Origin of the sequence: Noviherbaspirillum cavernae (assembly GCF_003590875.1) — a bacterium.
Lineage (GTDB): Bacteria > Pseudomonadota > Gammaproteobacteria > Burkholderiales > Burkholderiaceae_D > Noviherbaspirillum > Noviherbaspirillum cavernae.
The window spans coordinates 324,694-349,237 of sequence record NZ_QYUN01000002.1; the positions used below are offsets into that span (position 1 = coordinate 324,694).

The following is a 24,544-nucleotide window of genomic DNA, read 5'->3' on the forward strand; positions in this document are numbered from 1 at the left end:
CTTTCAGTCGAAAAAATAAAGCATAGGCCAAACGCCGGGATGGCGTTGGCCGGAATCGGACAGCTGACTTATGCAGCAGTGTGTTGCTGCGTCAGCGCGCGTTGCTGAGTCGCCAGCATTGCCCCGACGAGCAAGGCCAGCGCGGAAAACACCAGACCGCGTTCCAGCCCGCCCGCGCCGTCCGAAATCCAGCCGACGATGGTCGGTCCCACGATCTGGCCGAACGCGAACACGGTGGTGAACATGCTGATGCCGGCCGACCATGCCTGCGGCGGCAGATTGTGGCGCACCAGCGCCGTGGTGGAAGCGACCACCGACAGGAACACCGCGCCGAACAGCAGGCCGGAGGCGAACACCGCCACCGGTGCCGCCGTCAGCACCGGCAGCAGGGTCGCGAACGCGAGCAAGGCATTGAGGATCGCCAGCGACTGACCGCCCTTGAAACGGTCCAGCATCGCGGCCCAGATGCGCGACGACGCCACGCATGCCAGGCCGAGCGCCGTGTAGAACAGGGTGATGACGGATTGCTGCATGCCCTGTTCCTTCAGCAGCGCGATGATGAAGGTCATGTAGCCGATATAGCCGACGCCGAACATGAAATAACCGGCAAGGCCGAAACCGAAGGCGCGGACGCGAAAGTGCCGCTGCCCGCCGCCGCCGGCCGTCGCGCCATCAATGCTGCGCGCAGGCAGCGCCATCGCCAGCGTCGCCAGCAGGCAGATGCCGCCCAGCGCCAGCCACGCCCATTGCCAGCCGTGCGCGATGCCATGCGCGCCGGCGCGCTCCAGTGTGGCCGGCACCAGCAGCGCCGACAGCGCGATGCCGAAGCCGGTGCCGCCGTAATACAAACCGATCAGCAGGCCGGCGCGCTGCGGATGCAATGCGCCAAGCCGCGCCGCCAGCACGCCGCCGGAAATGAAGATGAAGGCACTCGCGATTCCCGCCAGCACGCGTTGCGACAGCAGCATGTCGGCATCGATCACGAAGCCCGACAGCAGCATGAAGATGCCGGTAAGGATGGAGCCGCCGACCAATGCGGTTTGCGCGCTGAAGCGTCGCATGAGCGCGGGCGTGACCAGCGCGCCGGCAAAATAACCCGCTGCGTTGGCGGTATTCATCGCTCCCGCCAGCAGGTAGCTCCAGCCCAGATCGCTGCGCATCGGCGGCAACAGCAAGGCGTAGGAAAAGCGCGAGAGGCCCAGCGAGATCGCCGCGCCGAGCGAGAGGGCGAGGGCGACGAGGATGGGCCGGCGCAGCGCAAGGCCTTCAAGGCGTGATGTCATGGATGGGCTTGTTCATTCGTCTATGTTTCGGCGGCATGTGTGTCAACCGGTTCGGCAGGTGATGCCGACAGCACCATGCCCATTGCCGCCAGCACGACGCCGCCGCCCAGCAGCGTCGAGGCGCGGACCGCTTCGTTCAGGAACATCGCGCCCCACAGCATGCTGAACAAGGGGATGAGAAAGGATACCGTCATCGCGCGCGTCGGACCGATCTTCACGATCAGCGGGATGAAGAGCGCCTGCGCCAGCGCGGATGACAGCAGCGAGAGGCCGGCCAGGCAGCCCAGCGCCAGCATCGAAGGCATCGCGGTCGGCAGGGAAAACGGGGCCGCCGGCAGCAGCACGAGGCCGCCGAGAACCAGCGAGCCGGTGGCTACGGCGATCGGGTGAATGCCGTCGGGGCGGCCGGTTTTCTTGACGACGATGCTGGCAGCCGCGTAGCTGGCGGCGGCCAGCAGGCAGGCGCCGACGGCGAACAGGGTCGATGCGTCGAGCGGCAGCGTGCCCGCGCCCACCAGAATCGCCACGCCCGCAATCCCGAGCGCCAGCCCCGTCAGCTTGCGCGCGTTCAGCCGTTCCGCCAGCCAGATCACCGAGAACAGTGCGCCGAACAAGGGGGCGGTCGAATTCAGCACGGCGGAATGCGCGGCCGGCAAATGCAAGGCGGCGAAGGAAAAGCAGAAGAAGGGCAGCACGCAGGAAAAGACACCGACCAGCGCATACGTTTTCGCGTTGCGCCGCCACGCCATCCTGACGCCCGTCGCCGCGGCAAACGCCATCATGGCCGTGCCGGCCAGCACGATGCGCATGACGGTCGTCAGCAGCGGCCCCATTTCCGGCACCGACACCCGCAGAAAAATGAAGGAGCCTCCCCAGATGGAAGACAGGAATACCAGCTTGGCGAAATCGGCGGTGCTCATGATGACCTTGCTGGAAGGAAACTGATCGTTGCCGATTCTAGCATCGGGGAAAATGCGCCGCTTGCCCGCGCAAGCGTTTCCCCCGCAAGTCAGGCGTCGCTCAAGGCCTTCATCGCCTGGTACAGATTCGCCTTGCCCTCGAAGCCGATGCCCGGCAGGTCCGGCATCGTGATCATGCCGTTCTCCACCTGCACGCCATCCGGAAATCCGCCGAAGGGCTGGAACAGATCGGGATACGACTCGTTGCCGCCGAGGCCGAGGCCGGCGGCGATGTTGAGTGACATCTGATGCCCGCCGTGCGGGATGCAGCGCGTGCGCGACCAGCCGTGCTGGTGCAGCATGTCCAGCGTGCGCAGATACTCCACCAGGCCGTAGCTCAACGCGCAATCGAACTGCAGCCAGTCGCGGTCGGCGCGCATGCCGCCGTAGCGGATCAGGTTGCGCGCGTCCTGCATCGAGAACAGGTTTTCGCCGGTCGCCATCGGCTTGTCGTAGTAGTTGCGCAGCATCGCTTGCAACTCGAAGTCGAGCGGATCGCCCGCTTCCTCGTACCAGAACAGATCGTACTGCGACAGCGCCTTCGCATATGCGATCGCGGTATCCATGTCGAAGCGGCCGTTCGCATCGACGCACAGCTTCTGCCCGTCCTGCAGCACGGACAGCACGGCATCGATGCGGCGCAGGTCGTCGTCGAGCGATGCGCCGCCGATCTTCATCTTGACGACCTTGTAGCCGCGGTCGAGATAGCTGCGCATCTCGTCCTTCAGCGCGTCGTCGTTCTTGCCGGGATAGTAATAGCCGCCCGCCGCATAGACGAACACCTCGCGCCTGGCGACGCCGTCGCCGTAGCGGTCGGCCAGCAGCTGGAACAGCGGCTTGCCTTCGATCTTCGCGACCGCATCCCACACCGCCATGTCGATCGTGCCGATCGCCACCGAACGTTCGCCGTGGCCGCCCGGCTTTTCATTGGTGAACATGCAGTTCCAGATCCTGTGCGGATCGAGATTGCCGCCATCGTCGCTGAGGAGCGATGCCGGCATAGCTTCCATGATGCGCGGGATGAAACGCTCGCGCATCAGGTTGCCCTGGCCGTAGCGGCCGTTCGAATTGAAGCCGTAGCCGACCACCGGCTTGCCGTCGCGCATGACATCCGTCATCACCGCGACGAGGCTCAGCGTCATCTTGCTGAAGTCGATGTAGGCATTGCGTATCGGCGAGCTGATGGGCAGCGTTTTTTCCCTGATTTCAACGATCTTCATGGCATGGCCTTTCCCTGCGGATGTGGTGAACATGGTGAACAGCTTACCCTTGCCGCGCAGGCCTATAATTCACCTTGATTGAAACCACTATTCACTTGAAGTGAAAAACGACATCTCATCCGAACTCGCCTTCTTTGTCCTGCTGGCGAAGAAGGGCAGCCTGTCGGCGACCGCCCGCGAACTCGACATCACGCCACCCGCCGTCACCCGGCGTCTGGCACAGATGGAGCAGCGCCTCGGCGTGCGGCTGGTCAACCGCACCACGCGCACACTCAGCCTGACCAGCGAGGGCGAGATGTACCTCGCACAGGCCAGTGCGATACTGGCCTCGATCCGCGAGATGGAAGAGTCGGTCGCCAGCAGCCGCGCCGCGCCGAAAGGGTTGTTGCGCATCAACGCCACGCTCGGTTTCGGGCGCACCACGATCGCGCCGCTGGTGTCCGCCTTCGCCAGGCGCTACCCGGAACTGGAAGTGCAGCTGCAACTGACCGACCGGCCGATCAATCTGGTCGAGGAAGCCTTCGACCTCGGCATCCGCTTCGGCGAACTGCCCGATACGCGCCTGTCCGCGCGCAGGATCATGTCGAACCGCCGTTTCCTGTGCGCATCGCCGGCCTACCTGAAAAAATTCGGCCAGCCGCAAACGCCGGCCGACCTCGCGCACCATCGCTGCATCATCCATCGCCAGAACGACGACGCGCACGGCATCTGGCGGCTGACGCGCAACCGCAAGACCGACACGGTCAAGGTCAGCGGCGCGCTCTCCAGCAACGACGGCGACGTGGTGCTGGGCTGGGCGCTGGACGGGCACGGCATTCTGCTGCGCTCCGAGTGGGACGTCGCCAGGTATCTCGAAACCGGACGCCTGCACGTGGTGCTGAAGGAGTTCCGGCCCGCACCGGCCGACCTGTTCGTGTTCTATCCGGACAGACAGAACATGCCGGCCAAGGTGCGCGCCTTCATCGATTTTCTGGTGAGCAGCTTTGGTGCGGCGGGACATTCGTAGTGCTCGGCAGCTGAGCAGGGAAATTGATCGCAAGACAGCTTGCCGCATTACTCTTGATGCGAGACAAGTTGCATGTCGCGCAGTGCGGAACTCGGTTGATGGAAGCCAAAAGACACCGGACCGAAAACGCGAATAATCGTGTCAGGGGAGGTGACATGATCAAGCAGAGGTTGATGCGTGCCGCATGTGCGACAGGCATTCTTGCGACAACGTTTGCACTTGCGGAAAACGCAGTCGGCAACGTCGCATCGCGTGCCGTCGTTGCAGCGGGCAACAGGAGCGAAGCGCGTGCGATTGTGGTCCAGCAGCGGCATTTTGCCGCCTATCGCGATTACCTCTTGATGCAGAACGCCGCGTCAGGCGGCTCTGGCGCTTCCCGTGCGAGCGCATGCATCGGTCGCGACGAAGGCGAGGGCATCCCTGCCCTGATCGCGGAGCGCGCGACATCCGTCGAGCCCTTGCTTGCGGACGCAGGAAATCCGGCCTGCGCAGTGGCGGATCGCGCCAATTGAAACACCGGCGTCAGGCACGTGGTTTTCCGCCGCACACCGCGCAATCCGCATTGCGTCCGATCTTGATGCTGGTCCACTCCATGCTGCGAGCATCCAGCAGCAGCAGGCGGCCCGCCAGCGATTCGCCGATGTCCGCAACCAGTTTCAATGCCTCCGCCGCCTGCATGGTGCCGATGATGCCCACCAGCGGCGCGAACACGCCCATCGTCGAGCACAGCACTTCCTCGAATTGCTGATCCGGCGGGAACAGGCAGGCGTAGCAGGGCGCATCGGGCCGGCGCGGATCGAACACCGAGATCTGCCCGTCGAAGCGGATCGCCGCGCCCGATACCAGCGGCACCTTGTGCGCGACGCAGGCGCGGTTGACGGCATGGCGCGTCGCGAAGTTGTCGCTGCAGTCGAGCACCACCGTGGCTCGAGCGACCAGCTCGGCAAGTCGTTCGCCCTCAGCGCGCTCGCTTAACGCGACGACCTCGATTTCCGGATTGATCTGCGCCAGCGTCTGTTTGCCGGAATGGGCCTTGGAGTGACCGACGCGTTCCGTCGTGTGCAGAATCTGCCGCTGCAGATTGGTCAGATCCACCGTGTCGTTGTCCACCAGTGTGATCCTGCCGATGCCGGCCGATGCGAGATAGTAGGCAGCGGGTGAACCGAGTCCGCCGGCACCGATCACGAGCGCATGTGCGGCGAGCAGTTTTTCCTGCCCTTCGATGCCGATTTCATCGAGCAGGATGTGGCGCGAATAGCGCAGAAGCTGGTTGTCGTTCATGAGTGTTTGGAGGTGTGCCGGACGGACGCGGGGAGGAAGTAATTTAACATTGATGACGGTTGGAAGGCGTGCGCAGGCTCGGTCGGCATTGACGGAGGAATCGGGCGCATGATGCAAGCACATGGTTTGGCAATAACAATGTCATTCCGGGCGCGGCGAGGAATCCCGCATCCATGCCGGTCTGTGCATGTGCGAGATTCCTCGCTGTGGTCGGAATGATGGTGCCTGGCTTGATTGCGAAGTCCATGAGGCAGGCATGCCCGCGTCGCCAAGGCATCTCCCGCTTCCCAAAAGAAAAAGCCGCATCGCTGCGGCTTTTTCACAGGGCGCGGTCACGGCTTATTTCTTCTCGCCGTTTCCGTTTCCGTTTCCGTTCCCGTTTTTCTTTTCGTTGATGGTGTTTTCTTTCTTGCTCTCAACCTTCGGCGCCTTGGAGAGCTGCACCGGTTTGCCTTTCAGGTGATTCAGCGCCTGGGCGAGCTGGAAATCATCCTTGCCGCCGAATTCCAGCGGCTTGCGCTTTTTCTCCAGTGCGGCCAGGCGCTGTTCTTCTTCCAGTTCATCGATCTTGCGGGCGGCCTCATCCTTGTCCCGGTCGTTGGACAGGTGCTTTTGCAAGTCTGCTTCGCGCAGGCGCAGACCGTTCAGGCCATCGCCATCGGCGGTTTCGTCCACCAGCAAATCCGGCACGATACCCTTGGCCTGGATTGCGCGCCCATTGGGCGTGTAGTAGCGCGCGGTGGTCAGCTTGACAGCGGTCTCCGGCGACAGCTGGCGGATGGTCTGCACCGAGCCCTTGCCGAAGGTTTGCGTGCCCATGATGGTGGCGCGCTTGTAGTCCTGCAATGCGCCGGCCACGATCTCGGAGGCCGAGGCGGAACCCGTGTTGACCAGCACCACCATCGGGACCTTCTTCACCGCTTCCGGCAGCTTCGCCAGCGGGTCGCTGCCGGCGCTGCGCGACGAGGTGTAGAACTCGCGCCGCGCATAGAAGGTTGCCTTGGAGTCGGGCAACTGGCCGTTGGTCGAGACGATCGCGACATCCTTCGGCAGGAAGGCTGCGGAGACGCCGATCGCACCCGGCAGCACGCCGCCCGGGTCGTTGCGCAGGTCGAGCACGAGACCCTTCAGGTTCGGTTCCTGCGCGTAGAGCGCGTTGATCTTCTTCACCATGTCATCGACGGTCGGTTCCTGGAACTGCGCGACGCGCAGCCATGCGTAACCGGGTTCGATGATTTTCGACTTCACGCTTTGCACGCGGATTTCCTGGCGCACGATGGTGATGATGAGCGGCTTGTCTTCTTCCTTGCGCGCAATCGTCAGCGTGATCTTGGTGTTCGGCTCGCCGCGCATGCGCTTGACGGCTTCATCCAGCGTCAGGCCCTTGACCGGTGTGGCGTCGAGACGCGTGATCAGGTCGCCGGCCTTCAGGCCTGCCTTGAACGCGGGCGAATCCTCGATCGGCGAGATGACCTTGACATAACCGTCTTCCATCCCGACCTCGATACCGAGGCCGACGAACTTGCCCTGCGTGCCTTCACGCAGTTCCTTGAACGCCTTCTTGTCCAGGTACGCCGAGTGCGGATCGAGCGATGCGACCATGCCGGAAATCGCCTCGGTCAGCAGCTTCTTGTCCTCGACCGCCTCGACGTAGTCGGTCTTGATCAGGCCGAACACATCGGCCAGCTGCCGCAGCTCTTCCAGCGGAAGGGTGGACGTGGTCTTCTGCGCGCTGGCGTCGAATTGCATCGAGCCGGCGACGCCGGCAATCACGCCCAGACCGATAAGACCGAAGTTCTTGAGTTTGCTGCCCATGTGTCACCTGGTAATGACCCAATCCATTGGGTCGAATGCGCGGCCCTGATGCCGCATTTCAAAGTATAAACCCGATTGTTCGTTGCCACCGCTGTTGCCCGCGCTGGCAATGGTGTCACCTGTTTTGACCATGTCGCCGGCCCTTTTCAGGACCGCCTGATTGTTGCCGTAAATGGTCATGTATTCGCTGCCGTGGTCGATGATGACAAGATTGCCAAAACCGCGCAACCACTCGGCGAATACCACTCTGCCGGCCGCCACTGCCCTCACTTCGCTGCCTTCCTCGGCACGGATGAACAATCCTTTCCAGCTCGGGCCGTCGCCCCGTTTGCTGCCGTATCTGGCAACCAGGTCTCCCTTCACAGGCAACCGCAGCTGCCCGCGCAAAGTGTTGAACGTGCGCACGAATCCACTGTCTTGGACGCCGGCAACAGGCACGAGTTCATTGCGGATCGACGTTTTCGACGGTGGTTCGTCATTGTCAATTGAATCAGGGTTTGTGCGGGACGGCTTTGATTTTTCTTTAGAGGATGATTCTTTTGAAACCATGTCATCCCGGCTTTTCGCCCTGGCGCGCGCCAACTGTTCCTGGCGGCGTTTTTCCTGTGCGGCGGCATCGGCCTTGCGCTGCTCCTCGATCAGTTTGCCGAGTCTGTCGAGCAAGCCGGCCAGCCTTTGTTCGTCGCGCGCGACGCTGCCGGCTTCCTTGCGCTGGGCGGCCAGCTTGTTCGACAGTTTCGCCAGCAGCGATGCGTGCCGCGCCTTCTGTTGCTCCAGCGCCGTTTTCTGTTCGCGCTGCTCCTGTGCGATTTCCTCCAGCTCGTCGCGCGCGTTTTGCGCGTCGCTGCGGTTGGCCTCGATTGCCTGCAGATTGGCGCGCAGCGATTCGATCAGCCTTGCCTGCGCCTGCGACACGTAACCCATGTATTGCAACTCGCGGTTGATGCGGTTCGGGTTGTCGCCCGACAGCAGCAGCTTGACGCGGTCTTCATTGCCGGCAACGTATTGTTCGCGGATCAGCTTCGCCAGTCTGGTTTGCTGCGCGCTCACCATGTTGGCGAGCCTGGTCTGCTCTTCGTTCAGGCGGTTGAGTCTGGCTTCGGTCTCCCGTTGCTCGGCCGCCAATTCGTGCAGGGCGCGGTTGGCTTCGGAAATCGCTTTTTCGGAATGCCCCAGTTCATCGGCGGCGTGGCTTCTCGCGTGCTCTGTTTGCGTGATGTCGCGCTTGAGCGTGGCGAGTTTTTGCTGCAGTTCGGCACGCTCGGCTTCTGCAGCGCGCTTCTGTCTGCTGCGTTCGGTCAGCTTGGCCGCATGCGCGGACGGCATCGCCAGGACGATGGCCATTCCGAGCGCGGCAAGCAGGTTTTTGCTTGCATGCGGGCCGCGCCGCGTCGTCGATGGGGAGGTCAATGATTGCCCGGAATGGCGTCTGGACTGCATCGGCAGCGTTACTTGGCCTTGCCCTGGCTGGCGACGGCTTTCATCGCTGCCTCGATCGCGGCCTGGTCGCCGAGGTAGTAGCTCTTGATCGGCTTCAGGTCGGCGTCCAGTTCATACACCAGCGGCTGGCCGTTGGGAATGTTCAGGCCAACGATGTCCTGGTCGCTGATGCCTTCGAGGCTCTTGATCAGCGCGCGCAGGCTGTTGCCGTGGGCGGAAATGATGATGCGCTTGCCGGCGCGGATCGCCGGTGCAATCTCTTCGTCCCAAGAGGGCATGACGCGGACGACGGTGTCCTTCAGGCATTCGGTCAGCGGAATCTGTTCGCGCGCAAGGCCGGCGTAGCGCGGGTCGTCGTACGACGCGCGCGGATCGTTCGGCTCCAGCGGGTTGGGCGGCACGTCGTAGCTGCGACGCCATACCAGCACCTGTTCGTCGCCGTACTTGGCGGCAGTCTCGGCCTTGTTCAGACCCTGCAACGCGCCGTAGTGGCGCTCGTTCAGACGCCAGTCGTTCACGATCGGCAGGTACATCAGGTCCATTTCGTCCAGTGTCAGCCACAGCGTGCGAATCGCGCGCTTCAGGACCGAGGTGTAGGCGAGATCGAAGCTGAAGCCGGCTTCCTTCAGGAGCTTGCCGGCCTGGCGCGCTTCGGCGATGCCTTTTTCAGTCAGGTCCACATCGGTCCAGCCGGTGAAGCGGTTTTCGAGGTTCCACGTGGATTCGCCGTGGCGCATCAATACGATCTTGTACATGTCAGGTTCGGGAAAAATGTCAGAGGGTGTTAAGGATTCGGCAAGCCGATGCAAGTCGTAAAGCGATTTGAATTCGTACTCCGTCTTCTATTTTATAATGCTGGGATTGCTTAACACCATTGGAACCCCGTGAAATTCTTTATCGACAATATCTGGCTCATCGCACTGGTACTGGTATCGGGAGGCGCTCTGGCCTTTCCCCTTTTGCAACGACGCGGCGACCGGGTCTCGCTGCTGCAGGCAACCCAGCTCATCAATCAAGGCAAGACCGTCGTGGTGGACGTGCGCGAACCGTCGGACTTTGCCGCGGGACATCTGCGCGACGCGAAGAACATTCCGCTGAAGGAGCTGCCGAACCGCGTGTCCGAGCTCGAAAAATTCAAGTCGAAAACCGTGCTCGCGGTGTGCCAGGCAGGTGTGCAATCGGGCAGAGCCACGGCGCAACTGAAGAAGGCCGGATTCGCCCAGGTGTTCAGCCTCGACGGCGGCTTGGCGGCGTGGCAGGCGCAGGGTTTGCCGCTCGCGAAATAACGGAGAAGCAGGAATGGCACGAGTTTTGATGTACAGCACCGCAGTCTGCCCGTACTGCGTCATGGCGGAGCGGTTGCTGAAGGCCAAGGGCGTGGACAATATCGAAAAGGTCCGCGTCGATCTCGAACCTGAGCAGCGGGCCGAAATGATGCAGAAAACCGGCCGCCGCACCGTGCCGCAAATCTACATTGGGGATACCCATGTCGGCGGCTTTGACGACCTCTCCGCGCTCGACCGCTCCGGCAAGCTGGAGCCGTTGCTGCAAGACTCCTGAGATACCCGATTCCCGCGTAATGCAATCAAGCGGACGGCATGCGTGCCGTCCTTCTACAATCCCAACGAAAGAACATCATGGCTGACCAAAACGATCAAAACCAGCAACCCGTATTCCAGATCCAGCGCGTATACCTGAAGGACCTGTCGCTAGAGCAGCCGAATTCGCCGGCGATTTTTCTGGAGCAGGAATCGCCCAATATCGAAGTCGCGGTCGATGTCGGTGTCGAGGCATTGGCCGACACGGTTTTCGAATCCTCCGTCACCATCACCGTGACTGCCAAGGTCAAGGACAAGGTAGCGTTCCTGGTCGAGGGCAAGCAGGCCGGCATTTTCGAAGCGCGCAACATTCCGGTGGAGCAGCTCGACCCGCTGCTCGGCATCGGTTGCCCGAACATCATCTATCCGTACCTGCGTGCCAACATCGCCGACATGATCACGCGCGCCGGTTTCCCGCCGGTGCACCTGGCTGAAATCAATTTCGAAGTGTTCTACCAGCAACGCCTGCAGGCCTTGGCCGAGCAGCAGGAACAACAGGCTTCCGGCCTCGTGATGCCGGACGGCTCTGCTGCCAAGCACTGATTTGAAATGTCTCCGGGCATGGCAATTCGACGTCCTTGAGTGTGAATTGCCATGCAGCCAGGAATGATGCTCCACCAGAAGGTCGCTCCATGAAATCTGCCCGCCTCGTTGCGCTTGCCGCCCTTGCCTTGTCCGTTGCTGCCGGTGCGGCACACGCGCTCGACTTCAAATCGGTCGGCGCCAATCCGGCCGTGCTGTATGACGCGCCATCGGCCAAGGGGCGCAAGGTGTTTGTCGCGCCGCGCGGCATGCCGGTCGAAGTGGTTCTGACCTACGGCGACTGGACCAAGGTGCGCGATGCCGCCGGCGACCTGTCATGGGTCGAATCGAAAATGCTGACTGCCAAACGCAGTCTCATCGTCAGCGCGAATTCCGCGAAAGTGCGCGCATCCGCCGAGGACGGCGCTGCGCTCGCCTTCACGGCCGACAAGGGAGTATTGCTCGACAGGCTCGATCCGGCCGCATCCGGCTGGGTCAAGGTCAGGCACCGCGACGGTCAGGCAGGTTTCGTCAAGGCGTCCGAGGTCTGGGGCGAATAGCGTTCCGGCAGGCCGGACTCTCATCCAATGAACATCACGATACTTGGCGCCGGCGCATGGGGCACGGCGTTGGCCATGGTGCTGGCGGACCGGAATCGTGTCGTGCTGTGGGGCCGCGACCCGGCCGCCATGCGCGATGCTGCCGCGCGGCGTGAAAATGCTGCGTATCTGCCGGGCTTCGCCTTGCCCGAAGGTCTTGCCGTCACGTCCGATTTCGATGCCGCGCTCGCGCATCTGCGCGGTGGCGATGATGCGCTGCTGATCGTCGCCAGTTCGGTCGCGGGATTGCGTCCGCTGGCGCAGCGCTTGCAGGCGCATGCCGTTCCCAACATGGTGTGGCTGTGCAAGGGCTTCGAGGAAGCGACGCGCCTGCTGCCGCACCAGATCGCGCGCGAGGCGCTTGGCGCAGAGGTGTCCCTCGCCGCACTGTCCGGGCCCTCGTTCGCGCAGGAAGTGGCGCGCGGCCTGCCTTGCGCACTGACGGTTGCTTCCGACTCCGCCGCGTTGCGCGATGCTGTCGTGAGCGCGGTGCATGGTGGCAATCTTCGCGTCTATTCGTCCGATGATCTGATCGGCGTCGAAGTGGGCGGCGCGGTCAAAAACATCCTTGCGATCGCCACCGGCGTCGTCGATGGCATGGGCCTCGGGCTGAATGCGCGCGCGGCGCTGATCACGCGCGGGCTGGCGGAAATCACGCGTCTCGGCATCGCGCTGGGCGGCCGGCTTGAAACCTTCATGGGCCTGACCGGCGTCGGCGACCTGATCCTCACCTGTACCGGCGACCTGTCGCGCAACCGCAAGGTCGGGCTCGGCCTTGCGCAAGGCAAGCCGCTCGATGCGATCGTCGCCGAACTCGGCCATGTCGCGGAAGGCGTGCGCTGCGCGCAGGCGGTGCGCACGCTGGCGCAGGAACGCGGCGTCGACATGCCGATCGCCAGCGCGGTGGCGGCGGTGCTGTTCGACGGCGAGTCGCCGCGCGATCTGGTGGGTCGCCTGCTGTCGCGCGATCCGAGGGATGAAGCGGTTTAATCACTGCCTACGCACCTTCGCTGCGCTCGACGATTGTGCGATAGTTGGCGCATCCATTCACTCATCATCCTTTTCCTGTCACGGAAATCTCCAGCCATGAGCCTCACCAGTCCCAGGCAGTTCTTGCTCGACCTGTATGCCAGTGCGGTCGCCTCCGTCAGCGCCGAAAAATGCCTGCCCGCGTACCTGCCGCAGCCGTCGCCCAAGGGCCGCACGCTGGTGATCGGCGCGGGCAAGGGGGCCGCGGCAATGGCGAAGGTGGTGGAAGAGCATTGGCAGGGCGCGCTGTCAGGGCTGGTCGTGACGCGTTACGGACATGGCGCGGATTGCACACGGATCGACGTGGTGGAGGCGGCGCATCCGGTGCCGGACGAGGCGGGTCGGAATGCGGCGGGCCGCATGCTGCAGATGGTGCAGGGATTGACCGCGGATGATCTGGTGTTGTGCCTGATTTCGGGCGGCGGCTCCTCTCTGCTGGCCTTGCCGGCAGAGGGCATCACGCTTGAACAGAAACAGGCAATGAACAAGGCGCTGCTGAAAAGCGGCGCGGCCATCGACGAGATGAATTGCGTGCGCAAGCACCTGTCGATGATCAAGGGCGGTCGTCTCGCGCTCGCATGTGCGCCGGCGCGTGTGGTGACGCTCCTGATTTCGGACGTGCCGGGCGACGATCCGGGCATCGTCGCCAGCGGCCCGACACTGCCGGACCCGACCACCTGCGCGGATGCGCTCGCGATAGTGCACAAGTACGGCATCGAGATGCCGGACAGCATTCGTCAGCATCTGGAGTCGGGCGCGGGCGAGACCCCCAAGCCGGACGATCCGCGCTTTGCGCGCAACGCGCATCACGTGATCGCGACCGCGCAGCACGCGCTGGAAGCGGCGGCGGCAGCCGCGCGTGCCGCCGGCATCACGCCGTACATCCTGTCCGACGAAATCGAAGGCGAGTCACGTGATGTCGCGCAGGTGCATGCGGCGATCGCGCGGCAAGTCGCGCAGCGCGGCCAGCCATTCAGCAAGCCCTGCGTGATCATCTCCGGCGGCGAAACCACGGTGATGGTGCGCGGCAAGGGACGCGGCGGACGCAATGCGGAATTCCTGTTGAGTCTGGCGGTCGCCTTGAACGGTTGCGAAGGGGTGCATGCGATCGCCTGTGACACCGACGGCATCGATGGCTCGGAAGACAATGCGGGCGCGCTCTATGCGCCCGATTCGCTGGCGCGCGCGGCGCAGGCGGGACTGCGCGCACGCGCCATGCTGGACGACAATGACGGCTACGGATTCTTCGACGCGCTCGGCGATCTGGTGACGACCGGTCCGACGCGCACGAACGTCAACGACTTTCGCGCCGTCCTCATCGTGTAAGGGCCGGACGGCGACAGGATTACTTCAGATGCTGCGCGTTCTTGCGCAGCAATTCAATGTTCGCCTGGCGTTCCTTCGGATAGCTGGCAAACAGCGACGCGGCCTTCTTCTTGTCCATGCTCGATTCGAACATCAGGTAGGTGGCGGCCGCGAGTATCGCGTGCATGCTCATCGCGTACTCCATGCTGGTCAGCCCGTGCCGTGCGAGCGAGGCTTTGACCTTCGGGTGCGAATCCAGCTCGCGCGCCATTTCCTCCACCGACTTGTCGTCGTTCCCGTCGTCATCGTCGAGGCCCTTGAGATTGGCTTTCGACAGCTCCACATTGACGGCCTTGATCTTTTGCAGCGTGGCGACGTTGAGCAGGTAACGGTCGGGATCTGCCGCCGCGTGGGCGAACGAGAAGATGGCAAGCGAGAGCAGCGCGGCGAGCAGTTGTTTCATGGCGGCGGCAAGGAAGTTAAAAAAATGATTACAAGTTGCTTCTGCCACTCTACCCGCGCGCCGATCAGGCATTACTGTCGCGCATCAATGCCACCGTCATCAGGATCGAGCAGTTTTCCATGGCGCGCAATGCATACGGTTCGTTGCCTGTCAAAAACACCATCTCGCCGCCATGCAATTGCTGCGTCTTGCCGTGTGCCTGCAATTCGACCCTGCCTTCCAGGCATTGCATGGTCAATTCCCCCGGTACCTGATGCACGGGGACCGATTTGCCGGCCGGCAGGACCAGCCGCATGACTTCCAGTTGCCGGGATTTCAGCAATGCCGTCGATGCCGTTTGCGCCAGCTTGTCGCCGAGAGGATGGATCGGGATCAATTCACCGGAGACCGCGTGGTGCAGCGACATGGATGTTCTCCCGTCAGATTGAAATCGTGTCGATGGTGCAAAAACGACAATGCCGCTTAGAGGCGGAGAATTGCTCGCCGGTTCAATGCGGCCGCCAGCCTGGCCCGGACCTCGGCAGGCTGCTGCATCCATCATCGGCAAACAAGCCGTGATGCAATTGCCATCATTGACGGAAATGTGCGCTCTGCGAAAGCAAAGGTGGGCGGCACTTTTCCCGACTTTTGCGGTCAATCAATACTTGGCTACTTAAGCGGCCAATTCCGTTGCAATAGATAAACTCAATCCCCTGCTTCGGCCTTATACTCCGGTTTTTACCGTCTCTTTTGTAACTTTCTGGCAAGTAATCCTTATGCGTAAAGCTTTGAACAATACCGGCCGCGGCTGGTTTACCCGTACTGCGCAACGCGGTTTCACCCTGATCGAAATCATGGTGGTGGTCGTCATCATGGGCATCCTGGCCGCGCTGGTCGTGCCCAAGCTGATGGGCCGCACCGACGACGCGCGCATCACCGCCGCGCGGCAGGATATCGCCACGCTGATGCAGGCGCTGAAACTGTACAAGCTGGACAACCAGCGCTACCCGACCACGGAACAGGGCCTGCAGGCGCTTGTCACCAAGCCCAGCGGCGGCCCCGCCGCGAACGGCTGGAAAACCGGCGGTTACATCGACAAGCTGCCGAAGGACCCGTGGGGCGGCCAGTACCAGTTCCTGTCGCCCGGGATCAAGGGGGACGTGGACGTCTTTTCGTTCGGTGCCGATGGACAGCCGGGCGGGGCCGGCAACGACACTGACATCGGTTCGTGGGATCTCTGACCAGACTCCTCTCCAACAAGCGCGCGCCTCGCCGTCTGCGCGCGCGCGGCTTCACGCTGCTTGAGCTGCTGACGGTGCTGGTCATCGCCGGCCTCGCGCTGGGCTTCGTCTCGGTCAACGTGCTGCCGAGCGATCGCAGGGTGCTGCAGGATGAGGCTCAACGCATCGCGCTCCTGCTGCAGCTGGCGCGCGACGAGGCGATCGTGCGCAATCGCCCGATCGCGTTCGAAGCGGGCAGCGAGCGCTATCGTTTCCTCATTCGCGAGGGCAGCAACTGGCAGCTGTTGAGCGATGACGACATGCTGCACGAGCGCGAGTTCAAGCGCGCGCCGATGTCGCTGTCGATCACGCCAGCGGTCGCCGCCGAAACCAACCCCTTGCGCATCGTGTTCGGCCGCGAGCCGGTCGACAAACCCTTTGTCCTGACCATGTCGGTGGGCGACACCAGCGTCGCGCTGCGTGCCGACGGCATCGGGCACTTCGTGGTGGAATGACATGCGCGCCTGCCTCCTGTTCCCGTCGCATCGCGCCGCAAGGACGGCGGGCTTCACCCTGCTCGAAGTGCTGGTCGCGCTGGTGATCGTCGGCACCGCGCTCGGCGCCAGCCTGCGCGCGATTGGCAGCCTGACGCAGAACAGCAGCGGCTTGCGCTCCTCGATGATGGCGACCTGGTCGGCCGAGAACCGGCTGGCGCAGATCCGTCTGGCCAGGGAATGGCCGGCGATGGGCAAGCGGTCGTTCGAATGCGCGCAAGGCGAATTGAACCTGAGCTGCGAAGAGGAAGTGTTCGCGACGCCGAACCCGTTCTTCCGCCGCGTCGAGGTCAGCGTGTTCGACGCCGCCAATCCGGAGCGCCGCATCATCAAGCTGACGCAGATCGTTTCCAACGGGTAGGCGACGATGAACAGGGCGCGCGGCTTTACTCTCGTTGAACTGCTGGTGGCGATCAGCGTGCTCGCGATCGTGGCGGTGCTCGGCTGGCGCGGCCTCGACAGCATCGTGCGTGCGCGCGTGTCGCTGAACAACGATCTCGAACAGACGCGCGGATTGCAGCTGGCGTTCGCACAGATGCAGAGCGACGGCCAGAACATCGCCGTGGCCGAGGATATCGGCGGCCGTACCATCATCACTTCGCAGCCGGGCGGTCTGACGCTGGTGCGCGCCGTGTACGCCGAAAACCAGCCGTCGCGCCTGCAGGTCATCGCCTATCGCGTCAGGGATGGCGTGCTGACGCGGCGCGAATCGACTCCCACGCGTGATCTCGGCGAACTCGATGCGCAGTGGACCGCCACCGTCGGCGACAGCGATGCCGCGCAGAAGGTGACGCTGAAGTCCGACGTCAACGAGATGACGATCCGCTCCTGGGACGCCAGCAACAGGTTGTGGCAGACCGGCATCAATGTCACGAACCTCGCGGTCAATCCGAATCCGACCAACCCGCCCAGTCCCGGCGCCGCCGCAGGCGCAGCCATGGCCGCGAAGGCGCCGCCGACCGGCCTCGAAGTGTCGCTGACGCTGCGCGACCGTCCCGGCACGATGGTCAAGATCTTCCTGCTGGGGGCGGTGTGAAGGCCCGGCCGCTCCTCGGACTTCGACGCCAGCGCGGCGTTGCGGTCGTCACCGCGCTGCTGCTGACGACGCTGGCGATCACGATCGTCGCCAGTCTGTTCTGGCAGCAGCAGGTGCAGGTGCGCTCGATCGAGAATCAGCGCCTGCAGTTGCAGAAGCAATGGATTCTGCGCGGCGCGCTCGATTGGAGCCGCCTGATCCTGCGCGAAGATGCGCGCCACTCCAAGGTGGATCATCTCGGCGAGCCATGGGCGGTGACGCTGGCCGAAACCCGGCTCGACCAGTATGTCGAGAATGCCGGCTCCAGCGGCGATGTGCCGGATGCGGCGCTGTCGGGTAGCATCACCGACGCGCAGGCGCGCCTGAACCTGACCAATCTGTGCCAGGGCGGGAAGATCAATCCGACCGAGGTCGAGGCCTTCGCGCGGCTCCTGACGACGCTTAAGCAGAACCCCGCACTGGCGCAGGCGACCGCAAATCTGATGGCGTCCGCGCAAGCCAGGACCGCCACCGGCGACAGCACGGCGACCGCGCCCAGCGCTGTCGGCCAGTCCTCGCCGCAGCCGTTGAATATCCTGCAGGTGGATGATCTGCTGGCAGTGCCGGGCTTCACGCCGGAGGCGCTGGCGCGGATCAGGGATTTCATCGTGGTGCTGCCGAAGGCGACGCCGGTCAATGTGAATACCGCGCCGGCGGAAGTATTGGCCGCGAGAATTGATACACTGTCATTATCCGAGGCGACGGCGCTGGTGGCCGCCAGGAACAAGGCCTGGTTCACCGATCCGAGCGATTTCGCGCAACGCTCGGGCAAAAGCGGGGCCGGCCAGATCGCCGTCACGACCGGCTATTTTCTGGTCAACGGCAATGTGCGCCTGAATCGCGCGGCGATGGACATGCAGTCATTGATTGAACGCAGTGGCACCAGCACCAAGGTCATCTGGATTCGAGAAAACTAGAAAGAGAACGGACTACCGTGAGCACACTCTATATCCGCCTGCCATCCAGGGCTGCCGCCGACAGCATGCAGAACGAGGGCGCGCCCCTGACGTGCCGGTTTGCCTCGGTGTCGAACAGCGGTGCGCTCGAACGCGACGGCGTTGCTGCCTTGTCCGAGTTGGCCGAACCGGTGCGGCGCGCGCAGCGCGTCGTGCTGCTGCTGGCGGCCAGCGACGTCACGCTGCTGCGCGTCAAGGTGCCGCCGATGTCGGCGGCGCGATTGAAAATGGCATTGCCCAATCTCATCGAGGACCAGCTGATGAGCGACCCGGCGGAAAGCGTGGTGGTCGCGGGCGACATGGCCGACGGACTGCGCACCGTCGCGGTGGTCAGCCGCGGCTGGCTGGAACTGCTCAACAAAACCCTGATCGCGCTCGGCGCGCGCAGCCTCGCCGCAGTGCCTGCGCAGCTGTGCCTGCCGCACGAGGACGGCAGGGTGACCGCCGCGATCAGCGAGTACGGCGGCGCGGATGTCGAGGTTGCCGTGCGGCTGTCGGCGCAGGAAGGCATCGGCCTGCCGGTGTATGCCGAGCTGCCGGAGTCCGCGCCGGTCGAGGCGATCCAGGCCTTGTCCGCCATCGTGCCGCAAGCACCGGTCGCGCTCGCGGTGCCGCAGCCGCGCGTGGCAAGCTACCAGGATGCGCTGCGCCTCACGCCCGCGCTGGAAGAACGCATCACCCTGTCCGCCGATTCATGGACGCGCTGGATCGCGGGCGCCGGTCGGGCGTCGATCGACCTGATGCAGGGCCTCGGCGCGGCGGCAGGACCGGCGATCAACTGGCGTCCGTGGCGCTGGTCGCTGGCGCTGGCGGCAGCGCTGCTGGCGGTCAACGCGTTCGGTTTGAACATCGACTGGCTGCGCATGAAGCGCGAAGCCGACGGCTTGAAAGCCAACATGATCCAGACCTACAAGGCCGCCTATCCGAAAGACCCCGTGATCATCGACCCGCTGACCCAAATGCAGCGCAAGGTCGCCGAAGCGCAGCGCGATTCGGGGCAGATCGCGCCCGACGACTTCATCGCGCTGGCAGCCGGCTTCGGTGAGGCGTGGGCCGCCAGCGGTCAGGGGCCGAAGGCGATTGCCGGCCTCGAATACCATGACCGCAGCCTGTCGGTCAAACTCAAGCCCGATGCCAGCGTGCCGCTGGATCAGATCAAGACGGCGCTGGCCACGCACAACCTGACGCTGTCGCAGCCCGGCGGCGCCGGCGTGTGGCAGATACGGAGCGGCAAATGAACGCACGCGCAAAAGCGAACAGCCTGAGCGGCATCAAGCAATCCCTCTCGCAATTCTGGGCCGGGCGCAACCGGCGCGAACGCATCATGCTCATTGCCGCCGGCGTGGCGGTTGCGGTCGGCCTGGTCTACGGCCTGCTGATCGACCCGGCACTGAGCGGCCGCAGCGATCTGGAGAAGCGCCTGCCGGCATTGCGCCAGCAGGCGGCGGAATTGCAGGCCATGGCGAAGGATGCGTCGGCATTGTCCGGCAAGGCATCGACAGCGGTGACGAAGATGACGAAGGAAGGAATCGAGACTTCGCTGGCGAAAAATGGGTTGAAGCCGCAGAACGTCGCCTTCACGGGCGACCTCGCCAAGGTGCAGCTCGCCGGTGTGTCGTTTGCCGGCCTGATCGAATGGCTCGACGAGATGCAGCGCACTGCGCGCATCTCGGTGGTCGATGCCTCGGTCGAGGCGCAGACGCAGCTCGACACGGTGAACGCGACCTTCACCCTGCGTCAGCAGCGCAGCGAGTGAGCGCGGCGGACCGGGCGTTTCAATCTTAATAAAAACACCAGTAAAACGGAGATCAAGTGCGCCGCGTCGTGTTATGGTTGCTTGCAGGAATCATCAGTGTCGGCGTGACCGTCATCGCATTCTGCCCGGCGTCGTGGATGGCGACAGCGGTCGAGGCGCAGACCGGCGGCCGGCTGACACTGGGCGATGCGCAAGGCACCCTGTGGCGCGGTTCGGCCTTCATCGGCGGCGCGCCAGGCGGGACCGATCCGGTGACGCCACTCTTGCCGGGACGTTTTTCCTGGCGCCTGTCGCCGCTGGTGATGCTGGGCCAGGTGGACGCGGAGTTGGAGAATCCCGCGGCCCTGTCGCAGCCGGTCAAGGTGACGGGCAGCTGGTATCAGTGGCAGGTCAGTCCGGCCGAGGTCGTGCTGCCGGCGGAACGGCTGGCGGGATTGGGCGCGCCGCTGAACACGATACAGCCCTCGGGCCGCATGCGCCTGTCGTGGAACCCGCTGCAGGTCGCGCGGGAGGGACGGCAGATTGCGATCACCGGCACGGCGACGCTGCAGATGGATGATATTGCCTCGCGTCTGTCTCCGATCAAGCCGCTCGGCGCTTATCGGTTGATAATGGATTGGCGGGGCCAGCAGGCTCAACTGGCCCTGACGACCGTCAGGGGGCCGATGCTCCTGAGCGGATCCGGCGTGCTGAAGAACGGACGATTGCAGTTTTCGGGGAAAGCGGAGGCGGAGGAAGGGCAGGAAGAAAAGCTGGCAAATCTGTTGAATTTGCTCGGGCAACGCCGCAGGGAAGGCGGCAAGAATGTTATCGCGCTAGAGTTCAAATAAATGAAAAACAAACCATCGGCAGAAACATGCAAAGGGGGGGCGACGGCGTTGCGTCGCTGGAGTGCAACCGCAGCCTTCATGTGCGCCGTCGCCGGCGCGCAACCGGCGTTCGCGCAGGACCCTGCGACCAATCAAGCGACGCTGAATTTCGTCGGCGCCGACATCGAATCGGTCGTCAAGGCGATCGGCCACTACACCAGGACGACCTTCATCATCGATCCGCGCGTCAAGGGCACCATCAACCTGGTGTCGGAAAAGCCGGTCAACAAGGAACAGGCCTTCCAGATGCTGACGTCGGCCTTGCGCCTGCAAGGCTTCGCGGTGGTGCGCTCCGACGGCTACACGAAAGTCGTGCCGGAAGCCGACGCCAAACTGCAGGCCGGTCCGCCGTCCGCCACCGACGTGCGCGGCGACCAGATCGCCACTCAGATCTTCCGCCTGAATTACGAGAACGCGGCCAACCTGGTGCCAGTGCTGCGTCCGCTGATCTCGCCCAACAACACGATCAACGCCAACCCCGGCAACAACAGCATCGTCATCACCGATTACGCCGACAATCTGAAGCGCATGGCGCGCATCATCGCCTCGCTCGATTCGCCGGCCTCGGCCGAACTCGACGTCGTGCCGATCCGCTATGCGGTCGCAAGCGACATCGCCGCCATGGTCAATCGCATGATGGAGTCCGGACCTGCCGCCGCTGGTGCCGCCGCCGATGCCGGCCGCATCAGTCTGCTGGCCGACTCGAGGACCAATTCCGTGCTGGTGCGCGCACCATCGCTGGCGCGCGCGAATCTGGCGAAGTCGCTGGTTGCCAAGCTCGATCAGCCGACCGCGCAGCCCGGCAACGTGCACGTGGTGTATCTGCGCAATGCCGACGCCGTGCGGCTTGCGCAAACGCTGCGCGCCGTGGTCGCGGCGGAGAGCACGTCGACGCAACAGGGCACGACGCCCCAGCCGACGCAGCCGCAATCGGCCCTGCAGCAGAACCAGGGCCAGCAGGGCTCGACACTGGGCGGCGGCACCATGTCGCAGACCTCGACGCAAACCCCGGCCGCACTCCCGGCCGGCGGCGCAGGCGGCTTCATCCAGGCCGACCCGGCCACCAATACCCTGATCATTACCGCCAGCGAAGCGGTCTACCGCAACCTGCGCGCCGTTATCGATCAGCTCGATTCGCGCCGTGCACAGGTGTATGTCGAGTCGCTGATCGTGGAAGTCGCGGCAGCCAAGGCGGCCGAATTCGGCATCCAGTGGCTCGGCCTGTCCGGCAACGATTCCAGTGCGTATCGGGTCGGTGGCGGCCAGGTGTTTTCAACAGGCGGCAACAATCTGATCGCCCAGCTCATTTCCAGAAGATCCAGTACACCTACACTGCTGCCGCCCGGCAACGGCTTGACGCTCGGCATATTCCGCCAGATCAACGGCGATCTGACGCTGGGGGCCTTGGCGCGTGCGCTGGAAACCGATGCCGGCGCCAACATCCTGTCGGTGCCGAACCTGATCACGCTCGATAACGAAGAAGCAAGAATCATTGTCGGCCAGAACGTTCCATTCATTACCGGCCAGTACACCACGGCGGCATCCGCCGGCGCGGCCGGCGTCAATCCATTCCAGACCATCGAACGGCGCGATGTCGGCCTTGCCCTGCGCGTGCGCCCGCAGATTTCCGAAGGCGGCACGATCAAACTCCAGATTTACCAGGAAACTTCGAACGTGACAGACACGTCTAATCCTGCGGGGATCATCACCAGCAAGCGCTCGATCGAATCCAATGTATTGGTCGATGACGGCAATGTGATCGTGCTCGGCGGACTGATTGAAGACCGGCTGACCGATAACGAGGAGAAAGTCCCTGGCCTGGGTGACCTCCCGGTTCTCGGTGGTCTGTTCAAGTATCAGACGCGCAAGCGCGAGAAGACGAACCTGCTGGTGTTCCTGCGACCGACCGTCATCCGTACCGCAGAGCAAAGCGCTGGCGTGGTCGCCGATCGTTACGATTACATTCGCGGCGTCCAGATCAACCAGCAACCGGCGCGCAACGTGATGCTGCCCGACCCGGACGTGCCGGTCATCCCGCCGCTGCTGGATGGCCGCCCGACGGGCGGTCCGATGTTGAACTTGCCCCCGCGCAACCCGGGCGGCGTGCAACCGATACCGCCGGCAACCGTGCCGGCACCAATGCAGATACCTGAACAGAACAGACAGCAATGAGTACCGTAATGACCGATGCCCGGCTTTTGCCTTACGCCTTCGCGCGCGATTTCGCCGTGCTGGCGCGGCGCAGCGAGGCCGTGAACAATGCGGTCGAAGTCTGGGTGTCGGAGGCGACTGCGCCATCGGCCATCGCCGAAGTCAGCCGCCGTTTCGGTCGCGTCAAGCTGCGCTCGCTGCCGCGCGAGGAACTGGACGAAGCGATCGCGAAAGCCTATGCAGGCTCCGGCGGCGACGCCGCGCAGGTGGTCGATGAAGTCGAATCCGACCTCGATCTGCAGAAACTGATGCTCGACATGCCGGCAATCGAGGATTTGCTGGAGTCGGCCGACGACGCGCCAGTGATCCGCATGATCAACGCCTTGCTCACGCAGGCCTTGCGAGAAGAAGCCTCCGATATCCACATCGAACCGTTCGAGCAGATATCGGTCGTGCGTTTTCGCATCGACGGCAACCTGCGCGACATCGTGCGGCCGAAGAAGGCGATTCACGCCTCGCTGATTTCGCGCATCAAGATCATGGCGCAGCTCGACATCGCCGAGAAGCGCCTGCCGCAGGACGGCCGCATTACCTTGCGGGTCGGCGGCAAGCCGGTCGATGTGCGGGTATCGACCTTGCCCACCGGCCACGGCGAGCGCGCGGTGCTGCGTCTCCTGGACAAGGAGGCAGGGCGGCTCGATCTGCAGCATCTGGGCATGAGCCGCGACGTGCTGAAGCAGTTCGACCATCTGATCAATCAGCCGCACGGCATCGTGCTCGTCACCGGTCCGACCGGCTCGGGCAAGACCACCACGCTGTATGCCGCATTGTCGCGGCTCAATGCGCCCACCAGCAACATCCTGACGGTGGAAGATCCGATCGAGTACGAACTGGCCGGTGTGGGACAGACGCAAGTCAATGCGCGCATCGACATGACTTTCGCGAAAGCCCTGCGCGCGATCCTGCGGCAAGACCCCGACATCATCATGATCGGCGAAATCCGCGACCTCGAAACGGCGCAGATCGCGGTGCAGGCATCGCTGACCGGCCACCTCGTGCTTGCCACCCTGCACACCAACGATTCCGCGGCGGCGGTCACGCGCCTGCTCGACATGGGCATCGAGCCGTTCCTGCTGTCGTCCTCCCTGCTCGGCGTGGTGGCGCAGCGCCTCGTCCGCAAGCTGTGCCCGGAGTGCAAGAAATTCGACGGCCACGAATGGCATGCGGTCGGCTGCGAAAAATGCGGTCAGACCGGCTATCACGGCCGGGTCGGCGTGTATGAATTGCTGGAAGTCACCGACGACATCCGTTCGCAAATCCACGATCAGGCATCGGAAGCCGATATCCGTGGCACCGCGCAACGCCATGGCATGAGGACGATGCGCGAAGACGGCGAGCGCTGGCTGGCCGACGGCACCACGACGCAAGCCGAATTGTTGCGTGTCGCCAAGGATCAATAAGGGC

Annotated in this window: 27 protein-coding genes; 18 read left to right on the plus strand and 9 right to left on the minus strand. The window is 63.6% G+C overall.

All coding sequences use genetic code 11. The features are described from left to right. Positions 1–68: 68 nt before the first annotated feature. The 3 genes from D3870_RS01600 to D3870_RS01610 all read right to left on the minus strand — a co-directional run bounded on the left by D3870_RS01600 (position 69) and on the right by D3870_RS01610 (position 3,462). The gene (locus tag D3870_RS01600) at positions 69–1,283 is read right to left on the minus strand and encodes a YbfB/YjiJ family MFS transporter (protein WP_119736119.1); all 1,215 of its coding nucleotides are present in this window, start codon (positions 1,281–1,283) and stop codon (positions 69–71) included. Positions 1,284–1,303: 20 nt separating this feature from the next. Further along, positions 1,304–2,203 carry a DMT family transporter gene (locus tag D3870_RS01605; protein ID WP_119736121.1) on the minus strand — a complete coding sequence of 300 codons (900 nt, stop codon included), beginning with the start codon at positions 2,201–2,203 and terminating at the stop codon, positions 1,304–1,306. A gap of 89 nt (positions 2,204–2,292) precedes the next feature. Further along, positions 2,293–3,462 (minus strand): mandelate racemase/muconate lactonizing enzyme family protein, encoded by a 1,170-nt coding sequence (locus D3870_RS01610; protein WP_119741521.1) that lies wholly within the window; start codon positions 3,460–3,462, stop codon positions 2,293–2,295. A gap of 100 nt (positions 3,463–3,562) precedes the next feature. Here D3870_RS01610 and D3870_RS01615 point away from each other — a divergent pair, with 100 nt between their 5' ends. Both D3870_RS01615 and D3870_RS01620 read left to right on the plus strand, forming a co-directional pair. Further along, on the plus strand, positions 3,563–4,468 hold the full coding sequence (locus D3870_RS01615) for a LysR family transcriptional regulator (RefSeq protein WP_119736123.1): 906 nt from the start codon (positions 3,563–3,565) through the stop codon (positions 4,466–4,468). A 155-nt stretch (positions 4,469–4,623) separates the two neighbouring features. Continuing rightward, complete coding sequence (locus tag D3870_RS01620; RefSeq protein WP_119736125.1) at positions 4,624–4,980, plus strand: hypothetical protein; 357 nt, start codon at positions 4,624–4,626, stop codon at positions 4,978–4,980. 10 nt (positions 4,981–4,990) lie between these two features. Here D3870_RS01620 and D3870_RS01625 read toward each other — a convergent pair whose 3' ends face one another. The 4 genes from D3870_RS01625 to gpmA all read right to left on the minus strand — a co-directional run bounded on the left by D3870_RS01625 (position 4,991) and on the right by gpmA (position 9,759). Further along, positions 4,991–5,749, minus strand: coding sequence for a HesA/MoeB/ThiF family protein (locus D3870_RS01625; protein ID WP_119736127.1), 759 nt, complete (start codon positions 5,747–5,749; stop codon positions 4,991–4,993). Positions 5,750–6,088: 339 nt separating this feature from the next. Beyond that, on the minus strand, positions 6,089–7,564 hold the full coding sequence (locus D3870_RS01630; RefSeq protein ID WP_119736129.1) for a S41 family peptidase: 1,476 nt from the start codon (positions 7,562–7,564) through the stop codon (positions 6,089–6,091). Between the two features lie 3 nt (positions 7,565–7,567). Beyond that, entirely contained in the window at positions 7,568–8,908 is a 1,341-nt protein-coding gene (locus D3870_RS01635; protein WP_242489818.1) for a murein hydrolase activator EnvC family protein, read from the minus strand. 104 nt (positions 8,909–9,012) lie between these two features. Continuing rightward, positions 9,013–9,759: a 2,3-diphosphoglycerate-dependent phosphoglycerate mutase gene (gene gpmA, locus D3870_RS01640; RefSeq protein ID WP_119736131.1), complete on the minus strand. Its 747-nt coding sequence runs from the start codon at positions 9,757–9,759 to the stop codon at positions 9,013–9,015. A gap of 129 nt (positions 9,760–9,888) precedes the next feature. Between gpmA and D3870_RS01645 the strand changes: the two genes are divergently transcribed. The 6 genes from D3870_RS01645 (at position 9,889) to D3870_RS01670 (ending at position 14,078) form a co-directional block, all read left to right on the plus strand. Continuing rightward, on the plus strand, positions 9,889–10,290 hold the full coding sequence (locus tag D3870_RS01645) for a rhodanese-like domain-containing protein (RefSeq protein WP_119736133.1): 402 nt from the start codon (positions 9,889–9,891) through the stop codon (positions 10,288–10,290). A 13-nt stretch (positions 10,291–10,303) separates the two neighbouring features. Continuing rightward, a complete protein-coding gene (grxC, locus tag D3870_RS01650; protein ID WP_119736135.1) occupies positions 10,304–10,564 on the plus strand; it encodes a glutaredoxin 3 in 261 nt (86 codons plus the stop codon). Positions 10,565–10,641: 77 nt separating this feature from the next. Then, positions 10,642–11,145, plus strand: a complete 504-nt coding sequence (gene secB / locus D3870_RS01655) for a protein-export chaperone SecB (protein WP_119736137.1) — start codon at positions 10,642–10,644, stop codon at positions 11,143–11,145. A gap of 89 nt (positions 11,146–11,234) precedes the next feature. Then, positions 11,235–11,684: an SH3 domain-containing protein gene (locus D3870_RS01660; protein WP_119736139.1), complete on the plus strand. Its 450-nt coding sequence runs from the start codon at positions 11,235–11,237 to the stop codon at positions 11,682–11,684. Between the two features lie 27 nt (positions 11,685–11,711). Continuing rightward, positions 11,712–12,713: an NAD(P)H-dependent glycerol-3-phosphate dehydrogenase gene (locus D3870_RS01665; protein WP_119736141.1), complete on the plus strand. Its 1,002-nt coding sequence runs from the start codon at positions 11,712–11,714 to the stop codon at positions 12,711–12,713. 96 nt (positions 12,714–12,809) lie between these two features. After that, complete coding sequence (locus D3870_RS01670; protein ID WP_119736143.1) at positions 12,810–14,078, plus strand: glycerate kinase type-2 family protein; 1,269 nt, start codon at positions 12,810–12,812, stop codon at positions 14,076–14,078. Between the two features lie 19 nt (positions 14,079–14,097). On the opposite strand, the gene D3870_RS01675 is transcribed toward D3870_RS01670, so the two are convergent. Together D3870_RS01675 and D3870_RS01680 are read right to left on the minus strand one after the other, a co-directional pair. Continuing rightward, entirely contained in the window at positions 14,098–14,520 is a 423-nt protein-coding gene (locus D3870_RS01675) for a hypothetical protein (RefSeq protein WP_119736145.1), read from the minus strand. A 64-nt stretch (positions 14,521–14,584) separates the two neighbouring features. Then, positions 14,585–14,926, minus strand: coding sequence for a cupin domain-containing protein (locus D3870_RS01680; RefSeq protein ID WP_119736147.1), 342 nt, complete (start codon positions 14,924–14,926; stop codon positions 14,585–14,587). Positions 14,927–15,275: 349 nt separating this feature from the next. Here D3870_RS01680 and gspG point away from each other — a divergent pair, with 349 nt between their 5' ends. The 10 genes from gspG to gspE all read left to right on the plus strand — a co-directional run bounded on the left by gspG (position 15,276) and on the right by gspE (position 24,540). Then, the gene (gene gspG, locus D3870_RS01685; RefSeq protein WP_119736149.1) at positions 15,276–15,740 is read left to right on the plus strand and encodes a type II secretion system major pseudopilin GspG; all 465 of its coding nucleotides are present in this window, start codon (positions 15,276–15,278) and stop codon (positions 15,738–15,740) included. After that, the gene (locus D3870_RS01690; RefSeq protein ID WP_242489819.1) at positions 15,728–16,234 is read left to right on the plus strand and encodes a GspH/FimT family pseudopilin; all 507 of its coding nucleotides are present in this window, start codon (positions 15,728–15,730) and stop codon (positions 16,232–16,234) included. Before gspG ends, D3870_RS01690 begins: the two co-directional genes overlap by 13 nt. Before the next feature lies 1 nt (position 16,235). Beyond that, on the plus strand, positions 16,236–16,634 hold the full coding sequence (gene gspI / locus D3870_RS01695) for a type II secretion system minor pseudopilin GspI (RefSeq protein WP_119736150.1): 399 nt from the start codon (positions 16,236–16,238) through the stop codon (positions 16,632–16,634). 6 nt (positions 16,635–16,640) lie between these two features. After that, complete coding sequence (locus D3870_RS01700) at positions 16,641–17,309, plus strand: PulJ/GspJ family protein (RefSeq protein WP_119736152.1); 669 nt, start codon at positions 16,641–16,643, stop codon at positions 17,307–17,309. Then, complete coding sequence (gene gspK, locus D3870_RS01705; protein WP_119736154.1) at positions 17,306–18,265, plus strand: type II secretion system minor pseudopilin GspK; 960 nt, start codon at positions 17,306–17,308, stop codon at positions 18,263–18,265. The genes D3870_RS01700 and gspK overlap by 4 nt, the downstream gene beginning before the upstream one ends. A gap of 17 nt (positions 18,266–18,282) precedes the next feature. Continuing rightward, positions 18,283–19,542, plus strand: coding sequence for a type II secretion system protein GspL (gene gspL / locus D3870_RS01710; protein WP_119736156.1), 1,260 nt, complete (start codon positions 18,283–18,285; stop codon positions 19,540–19,542). Beyond that, the gene (gene gspM, locus D3870_RS01715) at positions 19,539–20,060 is read left to right on the plus strand and encodes a type II secretion system protein GspM (protein ID WP_119736157.1); all 522 of its coding nucleotides are present in this window, start codon (positions 19,539–19,541) and stop codon (positions 20,058–20,060) included. Before gspL ends, gspM begins: the two co-directional genes overlap by 4 nt. 56 nt (positions 20,061–20,116) lie before the next feature. Next, on the plus strand, positions 20,117–20,890 hold the full coding sequence (locus D3870_RS01720; protein WP_119736159.1) for a type II secretion system protein N: 774 nt from the start codon (positions 20,117–20,119) through the stop codon (positions 20,888–20,890). Between the two features lie 78 nt (positions 20,891–20,968). Beyond that, positions 20,969–23,101, plus strand: a complete 2,133-nt coding sequence (gene gspD / locus D3870_RS01725; protein ID WP_242489820.1) for a type II secretion system secretin GspD — start codon at positions 20,969–20,971, stop codon at positions 23,099–23,101. After that, positions 23,098–24,540, plus strand: coding sequence for a type II secretion system ATPase GspE (gene gspE, locus D3870_RS01730; protein ID WP_199710483.1), 1,443 nt, complete (start codon positions 23,098–23,100; stop codon positions 24,538–24,540). Before gspD ends, gspE begins: the two co-directional genes overlap by 4 nt. The last annotated feature ends 4 nt before the right edge of the window (positions 24,541–24,544 follow it).

Excerpts from the sequence above, each read along its gene's own strand:
- D3870_RS01700 (WP_119736152.1), top strand. The coding sequence starts at position 16,641 with ATGAACAGGGCGCGCGGCTTTACTCTCGTTGAACTGCTGGTGGCGATC.
- D3870_RS01630 (WP_119736129.1), bottom strand. The coding sequence starts at position 7,564 with ATGGGCAGCAAACTCAAGAACTTCGGTCTTATCGGTCTGGGCGTGATT.
- gspG (WP_119736149.1), top strand. The coding sequence starts at position 15,276 with ATGCGTAAAGCTTTGAACAATACCGGCCGCGGCTGGTTTACCCGTACT.
- D3870_RS01660 (WP_119736139.1), top strand. The coding sequence starts at position 11,235 with ATGAAATCTGCCCGCCTCGTTGCGCTTGCCGCCCTTGCCTTGTCCGTT.
- gspE (WP_199710483.1), top strand. The coding sequence starts at position 23,098 with ATGAGTACCGTAATGACCGATGCCCGGCTTTTGCCTTACGCCTTCGCG.
- D3870_RS01680 (WP_119736147.1), bottom strand. The coding sequence starts at position 14,926 with ATGTCGCTGCACCACGCGGTCTCCGGTGAATTGATCCCGATCCATCCT.
- D3870_RS01635 (WP_242489818.1), bottom strand. The coding sequence starts at position 8,908 with ATGGCCATCGTCCTGGCGATGCCGTCCGCGCATGCGGCCAAGCTGACC.
- gpmA (WP_119736131.1), bottom strand. The coding sequence starts at position 9,759 with ATGTACAAGATCGTATTGATGCGCCACGGCGAATCCACGTGGAACCTC.
- secB (WP_119736137.1), top strand. The coding sequence starts at position 10,642 with ATGGCTGACCAAAACGATCAAAACCAGCAACCCGTATTCCAGATCCAG.
- grxC (WP_119736135.1), top strand. The coding sequence starts at position 10,304 with ATGGCACGAGTTTTGATGTACAGCACCGCAGTCTGCCCGTACTGCGTC.
- D3870_RS01610 (WP_119741521.1), bottom strand. The coding sequence starts at position 3,462 with ATGAAGATCGTTGAAATCAGGGAAAAAACGCTGCCCATCAGCTCGCCG.
- D3870_RS01600 (WP_119736119.1), bottom strand. The coding sequence starts at position 1,283 with ATGACATCACGCCTTGAAGGCCTTGCGCTGCGCCGGCCCATCCTCGTC.
- gspD (WP_242489820.1), top strand. The coding sequence starts at position 20,969 with ATGTGCGCCGTCGCCGGCGCGCAACCGGCGTTCGCGCAGGACCCTGCG.
- D3870_RS01620 (WP_119736125.1), top strand. The coding sequence starts at position 4,624 with ATGATCAAGCAGAGGTTGATGCGTGCCGCATGTGCGACAGGCATTCTT.
- gspI (WP_119736150.1), top strand. The coding sequence starts at position 16,236 with ATGCGCGCCTGCCTCCTGTTCCCGTCGCATCGCGCCGCAAGGACGGCG.
- gspM (WP_119736157.1), top strand. The coding sequence starts at position 19,539 with ATGAACGCACGCGCAAAAGCGAACAGCCTGAGCGGCATCAAGCAATCC.
- D3870_RS01670 (WP_119736143.1), top strand. The coding sequence starts at position 12,810 with ATGAGCCTCACCAGTCCCAGGCAGTTCTTGCTCGACCTGTATGCCAGT.
- D3870_RS01665 (WP_119736141.1), top strand. The coding sequence starts at position 11,712 with ATGAACATCACGATACTTGGCGCCGGCGCATGGGGCACGGCGTTGGCC.
- D3870_RS01675 (WP_119736145.1), bottom strand. The coding sequence starts at position 14,520 with ATGAAACAACTGCTCGCCGCGCTGCTCTCGCTTGCCATCTTCTCGTTC.
- D3870_RS01605 (WP_119736121.1), bottom strand. The coding sequence starts at position 2,203 with ATGAGCACCGCCGATTTCGCCAAGCTGGTATTCCTGTCTTCCATCTGG.
- D3870_RS01625 (WP_119736127.1), bottom strand. The coding sequence starts at position 5,749 with ATGAACGACAACCAGCTTCTGCGCTATTCGCGCCACATCCTGCTCGAT.